General features: G+C 55.9%; 16 protein-coding genes and 2 tRNA genes. 9 read left to right on the top strand and 9 right to left on the bottom strand.

Annotated features, from left to right (window positions below):
* Window positions 1-33: 33 nt before the first annotated feature.
* Window positions 34-1,251 carry a bifunctional alpha/beta hydrolase/OsmC family protein gene (locus ACZ1G7_RS03265; protein ID WP_472662276.1) on the bottom strand — a complete coding sequence of 406 codons (1,218 nt, stop codon included), beginning with the start codon at window positions 1,249-1,251 and terminating at the stop codon, window positions 34-36.
* Window positions 1,252-1,361: 110 nt separating this feature from the next.
* Window positions 1,362-2,702 carry a dimethylsulfonioproprionate lyase DddP gene (gene dddP, locus ACZ1G7_RS03260; protein WP_472662274.1) on the bottom strand — a complete coding sequence of 447 codons (1,341 nt, stop codon included), beginning with the start codon at window positions 2,700-2,702 and terminating at the stop codon, window positions 1,362-1,364.
* A 269-nt stretch (window positions 2,703-2,971) separates the two neighbouring features.
* On the opposite strand from dddP, the gene ACZ1G7_RS03255 reads away from it, so the two are divergent.
* The 4 genes from ACZ1G7_RS03255 to ACZ1G7_RS03240 all read left to right on the top strand — a co-directional run bounded on the left by ACZ1G7_RS03255 (window position 2,972) and on the right by ACZ1G7_RS03240 (window position 4,966).
* On the top strand, window positions 2,972-3,397 hold the full coding sequence (locus ACZ1G7_RS03255) for an HU family DNA-binding protein (RefSeq protein ID WP_472662272.1): 426 nt from the start codon (window positions 2,972-2,974) through the stop codon (window positions 3,395-3,397).
* Between the two features lie 176 nt (window positions 3,398-3,573).
* A tRNA-Val gene (locus ACZ1G7_RS03250) sits at window positions 3,574-3,649 on the top strand.
* A 199-nt stretch (window positions 3,650-3,848) separates the two neighbouring features.
* Window positions 3,849-4,787, top strand: a complete 939-nt coding sequence (locus ACZ1G7_RS03245; protein WP_472662270.1) for a pirin family protein — start codon at window positions 3,849-3,851, stop codon at window positions 4,785-4,787.
* A gap of 102 nt (window positions 4,788-4,889) precedes the next feature.
* Window positions 4,890-4,966: transfer RNA gene (locus ACZ1G7_RS03240), tRNA-Asp, on the top strand.
* Window positions 4,967-5,120: 154 nt separating this feature from the next.
* Here ACZ1G7_RS03240 and mmsB read toward each other — a convergent pair.
* From mmsB to ACZ1G7_RS03215, 5 genes are all read right to left on the bottom strand, one after another.
* A complete protein-coding gene (gene mmsB, locus ACZ1G7_RS03235; protein WP_472662268.1) occupies window positions 5,121-5,993 on the bottom strand; it encodes a 3-hydroxyisobutyrate dehydrogenase in 873 nt (290 codons plus the stop codon).
* Entirely contained in the window at window positions 5,990-7,033 is a 1,044-nt protein-coding gene (locus tag ACZ1G7_RS03230) for an enoyl-CoA hydratase/isomerase family protein (protein ID WP_472662266.1), read from the bottom strand. The genes mmsB and ACZ1G7_RS03230 overlap by 4 nt, the downstream gene beginning before the upstream one ends.
* Complete coding sequence (locus ACZ1G7_RS03225) at window positions 7,030-8,172, bottom strand: acyl-CoA dehydrogenase family protein (RefSeq protein WP_472662264.1); 1,143 nt, start codon at window positions 8,170-8,172, stop codon at window positions 7,030-7,032. The genes ACZ1G7_RS03230 and ACZ1G7_RS03225 overlap by 4 nt, the downstream gene beginning before the upstream one ends.
* Window positions 8,173-8,253: 81 nt before the next feature.
* Window positions 8,254-8,835, bottom strand: coding sequence for a L,D-transpeptidase (locus ACZ1G7_RS03220; protein WP_472662262.1), 582 nt, complete (start codon window positions 8,833-8,835; stop codon window positions 8,254-8,256).
* Window positions 8,836-8,942: 107 nt separating this feature from the next.
* Window positions 8,943-10,442: a CoA-acylating methylmalonate-semialdehyde dehydrogenase gene (locus ACZ1G7_RS03215; RefSeq protein WP_472662261.1), complete on the bottom strand. Its 1,500-nt coding sequence runs from the start codon at window positions 10,440-10,442 to the stop codon at window positions 8,943-8,945.
* A 193-nt stretch (window positions 10,443-10,635) separates the two neighbouring features.
* Here ACZ1G7_RS03215 and ACZ1G7_RS03210 point away from each other — a divergent pair, with 193 nt between their 5' ends.
* The 5 genes from ACZ1G7_RS03210 to ACZ1G7_RS03190 all read left to right on the top strand — a co-directional run bounded on the left by ACZ1G7_RS03210 (window position 10,636) and on the right by ACZ1G7_RS03190 (window position 13,897).
* On the top strand, window positions 10,636-11,070 hold the full coding sequence (locus ACZ1G7_RS03210; RefSeq protein ID WP_472662260.1) for a CBS domain-containing protein: 435 nt from the start codon (window positions 10,636-10,638) through the stop codon (window positions 11,068-11,070).
* 69 nt (window positions 11,071-11,139) lie between these two features.
* Window positions 11,140-11,631 carry a pantetheine-phosphate adenylyltransferase gene (gene coaD, locus ACZ1G7_RS03205; RefSeq protein WP_472663657.1) on the top strand — a complete coding sequence of 164 codons (492 nt, stop codon included), beginning with the start codon at window positions 11,140-11,142 and terminating at the stop codon, window positions 11,629-11,631.
* A 63-nt stretch (window positions 11,632-11,694) separates the two neighbouring features.
* Window positions 11,695-12,201, top strand: coding sequence for a peptidylprolyl isomerase (locus ACZ1G7_RS03200; RefSeq protein WP_472662259.1), 507 nt, complete (start codon window positions 11,695-11,697; stop codon window positions 12,199-12,201).
* Entirely contained in the window at window positions 12,194-12,745 is a 552-nt protein-coding gene (locus tag ACZ1G7_RS03195; protein ID WP_472662257.1) for a peptidylprolyl isomerase, read from the top strand. Before ACZ1G7_RS03200 ends, ACZ1G7_RS03195 begins: the two co-directional genes overlap by 8 nt.
* Before the next feature lie 198 nt (window positions 12,746-12,943).
* Window positions 12,944-13,897: a DUF3179 domain-containing protein gene (locus ACZ1G7_RS03190; RefSeq protein WP_472662255.1), complete on the top strand. Its 954-nt coding sequence runs from the start codon at window positions 12,944-12,946 to the stop codon at window positions 13,895-13,897.
* Here ACZ1G7_RS03190 and ACZ1G7_RS03185 read toward each other — a convergent pair.
* Window positions 13,858-14,700: a GNAT family N-acetyltransferase gene (locus ACZ1G7_RS03185; protein ID WP_472662253.1), complete on the bottom strand. Its 843-nt coding sequence runs from the start codon at window positions 14,698-14,700 to the stop codon at window positions 13,858-13,860. The genes ACZ1G7_RS03190 and ACZ1G7_RS03185 overlap by 40 nt on opposite strands.
* A 36-nt stretch (window positions 14,701-14,736) precedes the next feature.
* Window positions 14,737-15,987: a tyrosine--tRNA ligase gene (gene tyrS / locus ACZ1G7_RS03180; protein ID WP_472662251.1), complete on the bottom strand. Its 1,251-nt coding sequence runs from the start codon at window positions 15,985-15,987 to the stop codon at window positions 14,737-14,739.
* Window positions 15,988-16,029: the final 42 nt, after the last annotated feature.

The raw sequence follows: 16,029 nt of genomic DNA, 5'->3' as shown, positions 1-16,029 counted from the left end.
GTTCTTGATCAAGTGGACGGCGTGGCGTGGCGCTTATTCAACGCTCGCCAGTACCGTTTTGATTTCGGCCGAGCTTTCCAGCGTCTTGTGAACAGGGCACTTATCCGCAATTTCCAGTAGCCTTTGGCGCTGCGCATCATCTAAATCGCCTTCGAGATGAATTTCGCGCAGAAACGTGTCGATCTTTGAATGGCCACCATCTGCATCTTGCGCATGCATTGCGTCGTGTTTGACGTCGACCCAAACATGGGTGAGCGGGATCTTCTTGCGCCGCGCATACATGCGGATCGTCATCGATGTACAGGCACCAAGGCCGGCGGACAGAAAGCCGTAGGGCGTCATGCCCTTGTCTGTACCGCCATAGGCGACCGGCTCATCGGCCTGCATAAAAAACTTATGGCCCAGATTAATGTCTTGCAAAAAACCATCTGGATCAGCTTCGCGTACGCGCAAAACGCCCTCTGGCGCGCCGATGGGCGGGGCTGGTGGTTTGAGGTCCAGATATTTTGAGGACCAGCTCGCAATTACATCCGCCGCGTATTCTGCGTCCTGTTCGCGTGTAATCAGGTGATCCGCGTCGCAGAGCGTGACGAAGCTTTTGGGGTGCTTTGCGTGCATAAATATCTGGGTCGCGTTTTCGACCCCGACAACATCGTCTTTTGGGGCATGCAGAACCAATAGCGATTTCTTGAGATTGCGCAGTGCGGCGTCCAGTTTCGTGGCTGCTACATCTTCAAGGAAGTGGGCACCAATTTTTATGCCGCGCCCGCCCAGCTGCACTTCGGCGACGCCTTTGGTTTTGATTTCATCGACTTGTCCGCCAAAGTTGTGGGTCACATGGTCTGGATCAAATGGCGCGCCAATGGTCACGACTGCGCGCGCCTGCGGAATCTTTTCCGCTACGGCGATGATGGCAGCTCCGCCAAGGGAATGTCCTATGAGCATATCCGGGCCCATGCCGCGCGCCTCAAGCGCTTTGGCAGCGAGCGCCAGATCTTCCACGTTGGTGCTGAAAGTGGTGTTTTCAAATTCCCCTTTTGAGTGGCCGAGCCCGGTGAAGTCAAACCGCAGGACAGCAATGCCCATATGCGCCAGACGTGCCGATATGCGGCGCGCCGCTGGGATGTCCTTGGAACAAGTGAAGCAATGCGCAAACAGCGCAGTCGCCAGGTGTGGGCCGTCTGGCAGATCCAGACGCGCTGCAAGCGCCTCGCCGGAATGCCCGGTGAAGGTTAATCGTTCGGTGGCCATACTTCTATCCTTTGTTGACACCGACGATGGGGGCAGGGGCTGCGCAAAGCAATGCGCCTGCGGCTCATCTCACACGATGGTGAGCAAGCCTGATCCTATGTGAACATTGCTTATTCGCCCATCAAACGCGGGTCGAACGGGTATTTGGTCAGGTTTTCAAAGCCGTCATCCGTGATCAAAACCTGATCTTCGAGCTTGATGGAAAAGTCGCCACCAACTTCGCCTGCCAGTACCTCGACGCAAAGTGTCATTCCGGGTTCGAGCGCATAGTCGAATGCACCGTCAACATGTTTGTCTGGGTAGGCCACCAACGGCCACTCGTCGCACAGGCCAACACCATGCATGAGGCAGCCATATTTCTGCGCCTGAAATTTGTCGTGCAACTTATGCGTGTTTGCGCTGAGTTCCGGGATCGTCACGCCGGGTTTGAGCATCTCCATATTTGTTTGGATATGTTCGACGCTGTGCTTCATCGCCTCAATCATGTCGGGCCGCGGAGCCGCGTCGCCGATCCACCAAGTGCGCGAAATGTCGCAGCAAATGCCATAGGCGCCAACCAGATCCGTGTCGAATGCGAGGATTTCATTGTCTTGGCAAATGCGCGGGCCGCATTCCTGAAACCACGGATTGGTGCGCTGCCCAGATGACAATAGGCGTGTTTCGATCCATTCACCGCCGCGACGAATGTTTTCGGCATGCAACACGGCCCAGACGTCGTCTTCCGAAATGCCGCCGCCGGGGATTTTGTCGCGCGCAAAATCTTCCATAGCATACATCGCAGCTTCGCAGGCGTGGCAGGATGCGCGCATCGCTAAGATCTCATCCGGTCCTTTGATAGATCGCGCATGTTCGGTCAGCTCTTCGCCGGGGTGGACTTTAAAACCCTGCGCCTCCAAGGCGCGCAACCCGTGGATCATAAGCTTGTCGCCGGCCAGCCGCATATTGCCGCCACCATGTTCTATGACCAGATCGCGGACCTGGGCCGCAAACACATCTGCGGCCACGTCAATCTTGTCGCCACGATCAAAGTAGAACAGATCAGCACCGGAGCGTTGCTCCCGCACCAGCGGATTGAATTTCGACAGGAAGGGAGAGTTTTTGTAGTCCCAAATCACCATATATCCATCAGCGCAGACAAGCACGGCACGGAACGGGTTGTGGGTATTCCAGAGCTGCATGTTGGTGCTGTCGGTCGCATAACGGATGTTGAGCGGATCAAACATCAACAAACCACCCATGTCGCGTTGCACAATTTGTTGGATTAGGCGTTTCCAACGGAACTCGCGCATGGCCTCGAGGTTGGGTAGCGAAAGTCCCGCATTTTCCCACTCTTTATAAGCCAAAAGGGTCGGCCCAATCTCGATCCGGTCGTTGTCATTGAGGTTGCCGTCGCCCAAAAACGCGCCCTTGCTTGGGTCGATCTTGCGGGTGTCTCGGTAATGTCGGTTCATTTAGGGCCTCCCATTTGACGCGCTCAGGATGGAAGGCTGCCGGGGCACGCGCTCTTTTAAAAGCGGCATAAAAGATGTCGCTCAAGGGCCGGAAGGGCGATTTTGGAGTGGAAAAGAAGCTTGCAACAAGCCTTGCGTGGCTCGCGGCGAAAGATTCCCCGTGGCGCGGCAAGAGCGCGCCGCTATTTACCTTTTGGAAACAATGAAACTGGCTATTAGGGATTGTCTTCGATACCTTTGGTCAGGTTATGCAAAAAAAGGGGCACCCGGTGGCTATAAAAAAAACAACAGCTAAATCGTCTAGTCCTGCTTCGCCTAAACGGGCAGCGCCGAGCCGCTCGACGACCAAGGCTGCCACCAAGCGACCCATCGCTGCGACCAAAACAGTTAGTAACACCCCTTCGACGGTTGGGAATAGCTTGGCCAATAGCGAAGTGACAAAGAAAGAACTGGTTGAGCGAATTATGCGCGAAAGTGGCATGAAGAAAGGTCAGGCACGCGGAGCCGTGGACGCCGTATTTGGCGCTATGAACCAAGTGCTTTCAGAAGGTAAAAATATCTCTGCCGCGCCGCTGGGTAAGGTTAAGATCGCGCGTAAAAAAGACACGCCAAATGGCGAACTGGTTGTGTTGCGCGTCAAGTTGAAGAAGCCAATTGCCAATGAGCCGGGCGTAGTAGCTTCCGACGAAGACTAATATCTACTTGGAAAAAAACCGCTGAGATCGGCTTGTCTGGATCGAAAAATTGACGAGGCTGAACAGCAATTGACCAATCATGTTCATCTGCTTGAAACGTCATGCGCGATAGGTCGGAAAAAACATCAAACAGGGCTTGCACGTGTCGCGGATTTCGCGGTAAACGCCTCGCTATCGGGTCGTTAGCTCAGTTGGTAGAGCGCTTCGTTTACACCGAAGATGTCGGGAGTTCGAGCCTCTCACGACCCACCAAATTCCCTCTATGTAATAGTTCGCCCAACGGTTTGAACACATGACTGGTCGCGCTCAGAGTGGCCTAAGGATCTATGGGTATTGCTTGATTGGGTGATCTCCTTGCGCAAGCGCACAGAAACTGCGCCAATTCTCCGTATTTGCGCATTTGCTTGGCTAGACTACATTTTCATCAAAGCGATGTATTGGAGGCCGAACAATGAGCTGGAACCCTGCACTCGACCCGCATTGTCCGATTGGCGACGAAGTTGACGCCATTGAGACCGTAATTGTGCCGCGCGCCCGGGATCTGGGCGGCTTCGAGGTGCGCCGCGCTTTGCCCGCACCCAAGCGCCAGATGGTCGGACCGTTTATTTTCTTTGATCAAATGGGCCCGGCAGAGTTTTTACCGACCAAAGGTCTCGATGTCCGTCCGCACCCACATATCGGCTTGGCGACGATCAGCTATCTCTACCGCGGTCGAATGCATCATCGTGACAGCCTGGGGACAGATGCGTGGATTGAACCCGGCGCAGTAAACTGGATGGTTGCCGGGCAAGGGATCACCCATTCAGAACGCACAGACGACGCGACACAAACTGACCCGATGCCGTTTTTTGGAATTCAAACATGGGTTGCACTGCCCGAAGCGCATGAAGACAGACCCGCTCAGTTTGAACATGCCCCAAAGGAGGCGCTACCGTTTCTGGAAGGTGAGGGCAAAGAACTGCGCCTGATCCTCGGCGACGCTTACGGTGAACGGGCACCGGTGGAAACGGCATCTGAGATGTTCTACGCCGATGCGGTCTTAAGGTCCGGCGCGGCAATCCCGATGCCCGACAACCACGAGGACAGAGGCGCCTATGTTGTCTCTGGCAGTATCGAAATAGCGGGTCAGAGCTTTGAGGCTGGGCAGATGATGGTGTTTCGCCCTGGGGATCAAATCTCGGCGAAAGCCGGAGCACAAGGCGCGCGTTTGATGTTGCTGGGTGGAGCGACACTGGAGGGGCCGCGGCATATCTGGTGGAATTTCGTGGCCTCCTCCAAAGACCGAATTGACGCGGCAAAAGAGGCTTGGCGCGCTGAGGATTGGAAACATGGTCGCTTCCAGCTTCCACCCGGGGACGATGCTGAATTCATTCCTTTGCCGCCACGTTGAGCTGTGTTTGAAAAAACTGCGAAAGCGGTTGTGATCGCGCTTGACGGGGCAAGCCCGGGGCCATAATACAGCCAAACATTCTGGAAACGGGATGCGCAATGGGCGGTTGTAGCTCAGTTGGTTAGAGTACCGGCCTGTCACGCCGGGGGTCGCGGGTTCGAGCCCCGTCAACCGCGCCACCATTGCCTGAAAAAAGCCCTGAGCAGTGCTCGGGGCTTTTTTGGTTTCATGCGATCGGGGTTTGCATCGTTCTGGAGAGCGGCGTTTTAAAAGGGGGCTAGCCCCCTCGGTGCCGAAGCACCTCACCCCCAGAATATTTTTGAAACAATGAAACTAGGACCGCCTGCGCGAAGTAAAGCGCGGCAGCATTGCAGAGAAGTCTTTACCTTCGCCGCTCTCTTCTTCCACAAAACGCTCGTAAAGCGCTGTTGCGGCGTGCCCCATCGGGGTGTCGGCATCCACACCTTCTGCAGCTTGCTGGCTCAGGCGAAGGTCTTTGAGCATCAGTTCGGCCGCAAAGCCTGGTTTGTAGTCATTGTCGGCCGGGCTTTCGGGACCGACGCCAGGCGCGGGGCAATAGGCGTTCATCACCCAGCTATAGCCAGAGGAAGTTGAGACGACGTCGAACATTTTTTGCCGCTCAAGACCGAGTTTATCGGCCAAGGCGAAGGCCTCGCACGTGCCAATCATTGTGACGCCTAGGATCATGTTGTTGCAAATCTTGGCAGCTTGCCCGTTTCCGGACGGGCCACAATGTACGGCTTTTTGGCCCATGACATCAAAAAGTGGTTTGACCGTTTCAAAGGCCGCAGGGCTTCCGCCGGCCATAAAAGTGAGCGTGCCCGCGCTTGCGCCACCTATGCCACCTGAGACCGGTGCGTCCGCCGCCAAAAGGCCATTGGCCTCGGCTTGCGTGGCGACAGCACGCGCGCTTTCGACATCGACGGTTGAACAGTCGAGAAAAACCGCACCTGTTTTCATGGCTGGGATGATTTCCTCGGCGACAGCTTTCAGGATCGTGCCATTGGGCAGCATTGTTATCACAACATCCGCACCAGTCACTGCGTGAGATGCGCTGTCAGCCTTGCTGATGTTTTTGGGGCAGGGGGCGGTTAGGTCAAAACCCACAACAAGGTGGCCGGCGACCGCCAAGTTGACAGCCATTGGCGCGCCCATGTTTCCAAGGCCGATGAACCCGATCTTCATGGCATGTCCTCCCAATTCAATGCATTCGTTTTCAAAGGGCGCAGCATGTTTGATACATGGACCGCAGGTACTTTGTCTGGTCCGGCATGCGACCAGTTTGGTTGCCGATCGCGATCAATTATGGCGGCTCTTATGCCTTCGATAAAGTCGCCCTGTTCGACAGCGCGATAGGTGTAGCGGAATTCCATATCCAGGGCTTGCCGGATCGATGTGGCTTCGCGCAGGCGCCGTACGATCTGTATGGCGCATTCCATGGCCAATGGCGCATTGCGCTCCACCGGTTTGAGCGACGCGGTGGAAAACGCAGCTTCGTGCGCCAAAAGGTTGCGATAGATGTCGCCTAAACCATTGCCGCAAAACAATCCATCGATCAGGTTTTGCTGGGCTTCGAATATCCCGTCAAGTGGCGTTGATGCGGCCTCATCAACGCAAGCGACGTTGCCTGTACGGCAAAGATTTTCGATCAACGTAGGCCAATCATCTTGCGGCACAAAACGGTCAGCGAACCCAGCGTAGATTGCATCTGCGGGCCCCATACGTGTACAGGTAATCCCCAAATACTCGCCCAAATGTCCGGGACACAACGCCAGCAGCAGCGAACCGCCCACGTCGGGCACCAGACCAATGCCGCATTCCGGCATTGCGATCTGACTGCTTTCACCCACAATCCGGTGGGATCCGTGGCAACCCACGCCCACGCCGCCGCCCATCGTGAACCCTTGTAGCAGGCTCACAACGGGCTTGGGGTATTCAAAAATCTTTGCGTTCAGTCGGTATTCATCACGCCAAAACTTTCGCCCGTAATCCAGGTCGCCACGCTTTCCGCTGGCATACATCTCCGCAATGTCGCCGCCCGCGCAGAAGGCTTTATCACCCTCGGCATCAAGCAAGATCAGCGCGATCGTGTCGTCATTTCGCCACCTATCCAAAGCGCTCTCAATTGCCAAAACCATTTCATAGGTCAGGGCATTCAAGGCTTCTGGCCGTTGCAATGTGATGCGGCCTGCATGGCCATCGACGCGAATGGAAATCTCACTCATCTTGCAGCCAACATGTCGCGCGCCACGATCAAGCGCATGATCTCATTCGTGCCTTCCAGAATTTCATGGACCCGCAGATCCCGCACGAGTTTCTCGATCCCATAATCGGCCAAATAGCCGTAGCCGCCATGCAGCTGCAGACAGTCATTGGCAATCTTCGAGCCCGTCTCGGTGCAGAATTTCTTTGCCATGGCGCAATGCCGCATGGCGTCGGGCGCATTAGTATCCAGCTTTGATGCGGCTTGACGCAGCATGACCCGCGCGGCTTGAAGCTCTATTTCCATATCAGCGAGACGAAATTGCAGCGCCTGGTATTGGTTGATGGGTTTCCCGAAAGTGTGCCGCTCGGCCATGTAGGTCAGCGTTTGTTCCATTGCTGCTTGCGCGCCACCAAGCGAGCAGGCGGCAATATTCAAACGACCGCCGTTAAGACCTTTCATCGCGTATGTGAAACCTTGACCTTCTTCACCGAGCAGATTGTCAGTTGGAATGTTGCAATTGTCCAATTGCACTTGGCGTGTTGGTTGCGATCGCCAGCCCATTTTGTCTTCCAAGCCGCCGAACGACAGCCCCTCGGTTCCGTCTTCGACGATCATGGCGGAAATACCCTTTGGGCCCGCGTCACCTGTGCGCGACATCACGATGTAGGCGTCCGAGTATCCGCCGCCTGAAATGAAAGCCTTGGTGCCGGTCAGCGCGTAGCCTTCGTTTGTCCGTAGCGCGCGGGTTTTCAAAGCAGCTGCGTCAGAGCCGGAACCAGGTTCAGTGAGGCAGTAAGAAAACACGGTCTCCATCGAAAGAATGCCCGGCATGAAACGGGATTTCAGGTCATCAGAACCGAACCCGTCAACCATCGCGGCGCACATGTTGTGGATCGACAAAAACGCAGCGACTGAGGGGCAGGCGGCCGATAAGGCCTCAAACACAAGTGTGGCATCAAGGCGCGACAATCCGGATCCGCCGCTGTCTTCTGAAACGTAGAGACCGCCGAACCCCAGTTCCGCCAGTTTCGGCCAAAGCGTTTTGGGGATCGTGCCTTCCGCCTCCCATTCGCGTGCGAAGGGCGCAATGTGTTCCTGACCAAACGCATGCGCCATATCAAAAATGGCTTCCTGTTCCTCCGACAATTCAAAATCCATGACATGCCTCCCGTCACGCGCTCAGGAATTGAACGCATGTTTAATTCTTAGCAAGCTCAAGGAACTTGGCAAGGGGGAGGCTCAGATCAGGCGGACCTGTGTGCCAACTGGCGAGATCGAGAACAGCTCGGCGATTTGTTCGTTGTAAAGTCCGATACAACCTGACGATGACCGTCGCCCGATCTTGCGTGTGTCATGTGTGCCGTGGATCAGATATGCAGGCCAGTCTAGATACATCGCGTGCGTACCCAGGGGGTTTTCGGGCCCTGCATCCATAAAGCTTGGCAAAGACGGATCGCGGCGGCGCATATCGGCTGTAGGGGTCCATGTCGGCCCAACGCGTTTGCGCACGATCTTGGTATAGCCGCGCCGGGTCAGTTCATCCGATTTAGGAACAGACGTTGCGAAGACGCGATAATCAGATGCGTCCGCGTTCCAGTAATGCAACGCGCGGGAGCGGGTGTCGCAGATGATCGTGGCCACGCCAAGCGTAGGAAAATGGTCACGCCAGTCTTGCACCACGAAGCTCGACGCATTGCGGCGCGTCACTGTGCCTGAGGACACAAGTGCGGCGTTGGGCGATTGCTGTGCGCGCAATACCGTTGGTGTGAACAACGCGGCTGTGGCGCTGATAAGCAAATTGCGTCTGTTCGTTTTGGTCACGTGGCTTCTCCCAATCCGGGTGCTGTGCCGGCGTTATACAGAATCGGTGCATGAAAAAAGGGGACATTGCGTCGCAAATGCCCCCTCTCACGCAAATGTGTCGTGATTTACTCCATGAGCGGGATCGAGAATTCCCCGCCTTCCTTCAGGCCAGACGGCCAACGGGAGGTCACGGTTTTGGTGCGCGTGTAGAACTTAAACGCGTCTGGCCCGTGCTGGTTCAGATCACCGAAGACGGATTTTTTCCAACCGCCGAAGGTGTGATAGGCCAATGGAACCGGGATCGGTACGTTAACACCTACCATGCCCACATTCACACGGTTTGCAAAGTCACGTGCTGTGTCGCCGTCGCGGGTAAAGATTGCCGTGCCGTTGCCGTATTCATGGTCCATCGCCATCTTCAACGCGCTCTCGTAGTTGTCGGCGCGAACTGTGGACAGAACGGGGCCGAAAATCTCGTGCTTGTAGATGTCCATGTCTGTAGTCACGCCGTCAAACAGGTGTGGGCCCACAAAGAACCCGTCCTCATAGCCCTGCAGCGAGAAGTTGCGCCCGTCGACCACCAGCTTTGCGCCTTGATCGATCCCTGTCTGCACCAGGCGTTCGATGTTTTGCTTTGCCGCGGCAGTCACAACCGGCCCGTAATCCACGTCATTGCCAGAAGTGTAGGGGCCGACTTTTAGTGCTTCGACTTTGGGCACCAGTTTTTCCAGTAACCGGTCGGCGGTGTCATCTCCGACAGCCACGGCGACGGAAATGGCCATGCACCGTTCACCTGCCGCGCCGTAGCCCGCACCAACCAGAGCGTCGGCTGCTTGGGTCATGTCCGCGTCGGGCATAATGATCATGTGGTTCTTGGCGCCCCCGAAGCATTGCACGCGTTTTCCATTGGCGCAGCCTTCAGCATAGATGTAGGCGGCAATCGGGGTTGAGCCGACAAAACCTACAGACTGGATCACCTCGTTGTGCAAGATTGCGTCCACGGCTTCCTTGTCGCCATTTACGACTTGTAGGATCCCTTTCGGCGCCCCGGCTTCCTCCATCAACTCAGCCAGCATCAGTGGAACCGAGGGGTCGCGCTCTGATGGTTTCAGGATGAATGCGTTGCCGCAGACGATGGCGGGCGCAAACATCCACATCGGGATCATAGCAGGGAAATTGAACGGCGTGATGCCCGCCGTGACACCCAAGGCCTGCCGCATCGAATACATGTCGATACCGGGGCCGGCACTGTCGGTGAACTCACCTTTGAGAAGATGTGGCGCGCCGATGCAGTACTCGACAACTTCGAGGCCGCGGATCACATCGCCTTTGGCATCAGGCAGGGTTTTGCCATGCTCACGCGACAGCGCTTCTGCCAGTTTATCCATGTCGCGGTTTAACAAATCGACAAACTTCATCATCACGCGTGCACGGCGCTGCGGGTTCACCGCAGCCCATGCCGGTTGCGCGGCTGCTGCCGCTGCAACGGCTTGATCCATTTCGGCGACGGAGGCCAACGGGCATTTCGCTTGCACCTCGCCCGTGGCTGGATTGTAAACATCGGCAAACCGGCCGGACGTGCCTTTGACATGGGCGCCGTTGATGTAGTGTGTCAGCTCTTGCATGAGAGTCTCCCTGAAGTGTTGGTCGCACCATAGCGCCGCAAAATTTTGGGTAAAAGCGGATGTTTGTTGAAAGCGTTGAGCGGACAGAAACGCGACAAACGCTTGGGCCGGAAGCCCAGACTTGACCGCAAAACCCGTTTTCCTCCAAGCTGTGAGTATAAAAACAAAGACATATCCAAAAGTGAGGGCAAAAATGTTAGTCAGCCAAGTCTTGAAGTCGAAGCCCGCGACGGGTGTCGTGACCATCGCACCCAATGCCACCGTGGCAGATGCAGCTAGCCTTTTATCAAGCAAACGGATCGGTACGGTCGTTGTGACCTCAGACGGTAAACACGCAGAAGGTGTCCTATCTGAGCGCGATATCGTGCGCGAAATCGGTAAACGCGGTCCGTCCTGCCTGGAGGATAGCGTTGCGCAGATGATGACCAAAGACCCTGTGGTCTGCGTGGTCAGTGATACAGCAGACGCAATCTTGTCGCGCATGACAGAAGGCCGTTTTCGCCACATGCCCGTGGTCGAGGATGGCAAAATGATAGGTTTGATCACCTTGGGCGATGTTGTGAAATCGCGTCTGACGGAGTTGGCGATGGAAAAGGACGCGCTCGAGGGCATGATCATGGGGCACTAACGCCTGTTTTGACCCTTGCACTGACCGGCGCAATATTGTTGCGTAGAGCCGTGAATGAAAGGCCTGCCTATGCGCGTTGGATTGTACCCCGGAACCTTTGACCCGATTACCTTGGGCCATAGCGATATTATCCGGCGCGCTTGTTCGTTGGTCGACAAACTGGTGATTGGAGTTGCGATCAACCGTGACAAGGGCCCGCTTTTTTCACTTGATGAACGCGTTGCGATGATTGAGGCCGAATGCGTCGGGTTGTCGGATCAGACCGGCTGCGAGATCGTTGCCCACCCATTTGAAAACCTCCTGATCCACTGCGCCAAAGACGTCGGTGCCTCACTCATCGTACGTGGTTTGCGCGCGGTTGCCGATTTTGAATATGAATACCAAATGGTTGGTATGAACCGGGCGATGGACGACAGTGTCGAGACGGTCTTTTTGATGGCCGAGGCGCAACATCAAGCAATTGCGTCAAAACTGGTGAAGGAAATTGCACGGCTCGATGGTGACATTTCCGGCTTCGTGTCGCCCGCTGTGCAGCGCGCCTTGAAAGAACGTCTCGGATAACCGCTTTTCCTTCGTGGCGCGCCGCATTATGTGTTTCCCAAAGCATATGATAGGAGCAGCCAAATGGCCGAAATCAAAGACCCCGAAAACACCATCCTGATGGAACTCAAAGACGGTACCGTCACCATCGCGCTGCTGCCTGACGTGGCACCGCAGCACGTTGAGCGGATGAAAACACTGGTACGCGCGGGCGAGTATGACAATGTCTGTTTTCACCGCGTGATTGACGGCTTTATGGCGCAGACCGGCGATGTTGAGCATGGCGATATGGAAGATGGTTTCAACATTGGCCGTGCGGGCACGGGCGGTTCGTCCCATCCTGACGTACCTGCTGAATTTTCAAAGCTGCCGCATGCACGTGGATCAATCGGCGCGGCGCGCTCGTCCAACCCTAACTCCGCCAACTCGCAGTTCTTTATCAACTTTAAAGATAACGATTTCCTGAATGGGCAATACACAGTCTACGGACAGGTCATCGAGGGCATGGAGCATGTCGACGCTATCGTGCGTGGCGAGCCGCCTGCGAACCCTGACCGCATGATTTCCATGAAAGTCGCCGCAGATGCGTAATGCATTGATCGCGTCGCTGTTTGTGCTGGCGGCGCCTGCGCACTCGGCTGGTATTGAGATCACCGTTGAGGGTGCGCATACCAGTGGCGTCATCAAAGTCGATCTGCTGGAAGACGTCGCCCCTAACCATGTGGCTCAGATAACGCAGCTGGCCTCGGAAGGCTTCTATGACAACGTGTACTTTCACCGCGTGATCGACGGGTTCATGGCCCAAACAGGCGATGGTGAAATGGGCAAGGTTGGCGGCAATACGTCGCGCGCGGGCACCGGCGGATCGGAGCTTGATAATATTGAAGCTGAGTTTTCGGACATCCCGTTTGAGCGTGGCGTGGTCGGTATGGCCCGTTCGCAGAGCCCTAACTCAGCCAATTCGCAGTTCTTCATCATGTTCGATGAAGGCGCGTTCCTGAACGGTCAATACACTGTCGTTGGCCGCGTGACTGAGGGGCTCGACGTGCTTGACAATATCAAGCGTGGTGACGCCTCGACAGCTCAGGTCACCGGGGAGCCTGACCGTATGGTCAAAGTGATTGTCGCCGAATAGGCAACAGTCTTACAGTTTGTCAGTGAATGTTTCCAAAAGCCCAGCTGCGACTTGCGCGGCTGGGCTTTTGAATTTGGCGCTTAGAAACACAGTTCGCTCCTAGAGCAGAACCGATGACATCAGTTGAACCCTGCGTGAGGCGGGATGACTTATTGATACACTGCGGGCCATGATGCCCTCCAAAATAGGAGGTATTTTATGGCCCGTATCCTTTGTGTATTGCTCTTATTGCTCGCTTGTCCTGCGCTTGCACAAAATCCATTTCTGGGCGCGCAATGGCCCAATACGGATTTTGAAAAACGCACTGTAGACTTGCGCGAAATCCGCTCCGGTGGTCCGGGGAAAGACGGCATTCCGTCAGTTGATGACCCTCGTTTCATAAAAGTCTCAGACGAAACCCGGCTTTCACACCGAGAACCCGTCATTGCGCTTGAAATTGACGGTCCGGCGCGCGCCTACCCGATCCGCTATTTCATGGTGCATGAAATCGTCAATGACACGATCAACGGGAAGCCTGTCGCAGTCACATTTTGCCCGCTTTGCAACTCGGCTATGGTGTTTGATGCACGGGTCGGCGGCAAACACTTGCAATTCGGCGTGACGGGAAATCTGCGCAATTCCGATATGGTTATGTATGATCGTCAGACGGAATCGTGGTGGCAGCAAGCAGTCGGGCAGGGGATTGTAGGCCATTTCGCTGGTTCTGAGCTAAAGCAACTGCCCAGTTGGATGGAAAGCTGGGCGGAGTTCAAATCGCGCAACCCCGATGGGATTGTTCAGGACGCGCCAACCCGAAACCTCAACTACGGCTCAAACCCCTATGTCAAATATGACAGTGCCGCGCGACCTTTCCTGTATGATGGCGCGTTGCCGCCCGGTGGCATCGACCCGATGGAGCGAGTGGTGCGTGTCGGCGAAAATGCTTGGCCTTTGACACGCATTGTGGCGGAGAAGCGCATTTCAGAGGCTGGCGTTGTTCTGTCCTATACAGGCAATCAAGCGTCAGCCTTGGACACCCGCAACATAGGCAAGGGGCGTAGTGTTGCTGGAGTGCGCGTACGCGACACCCGGGGGCGTGACGTCCCGCATGACGTGATGTTTGCCTTCGCTTTTCATGCGTTCTGGCCGGACGGCACATGGCGTCTGAGGTGACGTCGCATTCGACCCATACCGGGCAATGACACCCAAGTACCGCCTAGCTGCCGAGCCTGCGCGCCGGTGCCCAGCTTGAATTGAGCAAGCCCTGGTGCTGACGCACGATCGATCGTGCCCAGATCAAGACGCGACACTCCGCGCATCTTGAAATGAGTCGCCGCGCGCCAAAGCATTGCGCGATGCGCATCGAACCGTTTGCCTAGATCGTTTGCGTGGGAAATATGGTAGCTTGCCACATCGCCATGCCGCAGGAAGACCATGCCACCCGCGATCTCACCCTTATGGCGCGCTTCGATTAAAACCGCGTCTTTCGGGTGCAGGCTGGCCCACGCGCGGGTGATCCAGAGTGGCAAAGCCTGATAGCGACGCTCTTTCGCTTGGGTTTGTTCGGCCCGCAACAGCCAGTGATCGGCGTCGCTGGGCATGTTGGTAACCGATAGCTTCAGCGCCGATACTTCTGCTTTGTTAAGCGCATGGCGCCACGTGTTGCGCATGGCTTGGGCCAGATCAGGTAGGGGTGGCTCCAAGGACCATTCCACGACCTCCATCCCAGCGCGTAGCTGCCGGTAGCCGCATTGGCTAAGCGGACCAATAAAGCCTTCTTCTGCATTAAAAATCTTGGTCGTCATGCGCGGGGCCGGGGCAGGCAACATGGCGCGCGATCCGCGGGAAATAAGCCCGACTTTCAACCCTGCAAAGCGGCGCATCAACATGTTGCCATGTTCGGTTTCAATGACGTCCTTACCGCCTGCGCGCAGGCAGGCGGAGAAATGCGGGTGTTGTTGAAGTGGTCTGAGCATGGGCGCAACTCTGTGCCCATGATGGTTAAACTGAGGTTAACCTAATTTCACCAAAGCGTGCCGTTTCTTGCCAGCTGAAAGCTTGATCGGCTCGGCCAAATCATTCGGTGCCATAAACAGCCCGGCATCGGTCAGATCCGCATCATTCAGTTTGGCGCCGCCCTCCGCAATAAGGCGTTTTGCTTCCTTGCCTGAGCCGGCAAGACCAGAGCGTACGATCAGCTGCACCACGGAAATCCCGTCGCCCAACTCGCCCGCGTCCAAAGTCAGTGTGGGGAGATCATCACCGGTGCCGCCCTTCTCGAACACCTCACGCGCTGTCGCTTCGGCGGCCTGCGCCGCGTCCGCCCCGTGCAAAAGCGTTGTCACTTCATTGGCGAGGATGATCTTGGCCGCATTGATCTCGGACCCTTCGAGCGCGCCCAAACGGTCGCATTCAGCCACATCCAACTCAGTGAATAGCTTCAGGAATTTGCCAGTATCCGCGTCCGTGGTGTTGCGCCAGAACTGCCAGAATTCGTAAGGCGAAAGCATGTCGCCGTTCAACCAGACAGCGCCACCCTGTGACTTGCCCATCTTGCGCCCGTCGCTGGTGGTTAGCAACGGTGTCGTCAGCCCATAAATCTCATGATCCAAGACGCGCCGTGTCAGGTCAATGCCATTGACGATATTGCCCCATTGGTCTGAGCCACCCATCTGCAGCAAACAGCCGTAACGCCGGTTCAGCTCAAGGAAGTCGTAGGCTTGCAGGATCATATAGTTGAATTCCAGAAAGCTTAGCGACTGCTCCCGGTCGAGCCGCGATTTGACGCTTTCAAAGGACAGCATCCGGTTGACGGAAAAATGCCGCCCGATATCGCGTAAGAATTCTAGGTAGTTGAGACCGTCCAGCCATTCTGCATTGTTGAGCATAATCGCATCAGTAGCCCCTTCGCCGTAGCTGAGGTATTTCGCAAAAACCTGCTGCATCCCGTCGATATTGGCTGCAATCGCTGCATCATCGAGCAAAGGGCGTTCATCCGCCCGAAAACTTGGATCGCCCACTTTCGTTGTTCCGCCGCCCATCAGGGTGATCGGCTTGCCGCCTGTTTTTTGAAACCAGCGCAGCACCATGACATTCATTAAATGCCCGACATGCAGCGACTTGGCGGTCGCGTCATAGCCGATATAGGCGGGTACCACTCCTGCAATTAACGCCTCGTCGAGGCCCTGATAATCGGTGCAGTCGGCCAAAAAGCCGCGCTCGATCATCACGCGCAAAAATTCTGATTTGGGGTGGTACGTCATGTCGTTTCCGTCCAGTCTTTTGGCCACGGTATAGCCACCGGG

The organism is Litoreibacter sp. JB4-2 (assembly GCF_055693445.1).
Note: the sequence above shows the minus strand (reverse complement) of the source record. Positions and strands in the feature narration are given on the sequence as shown.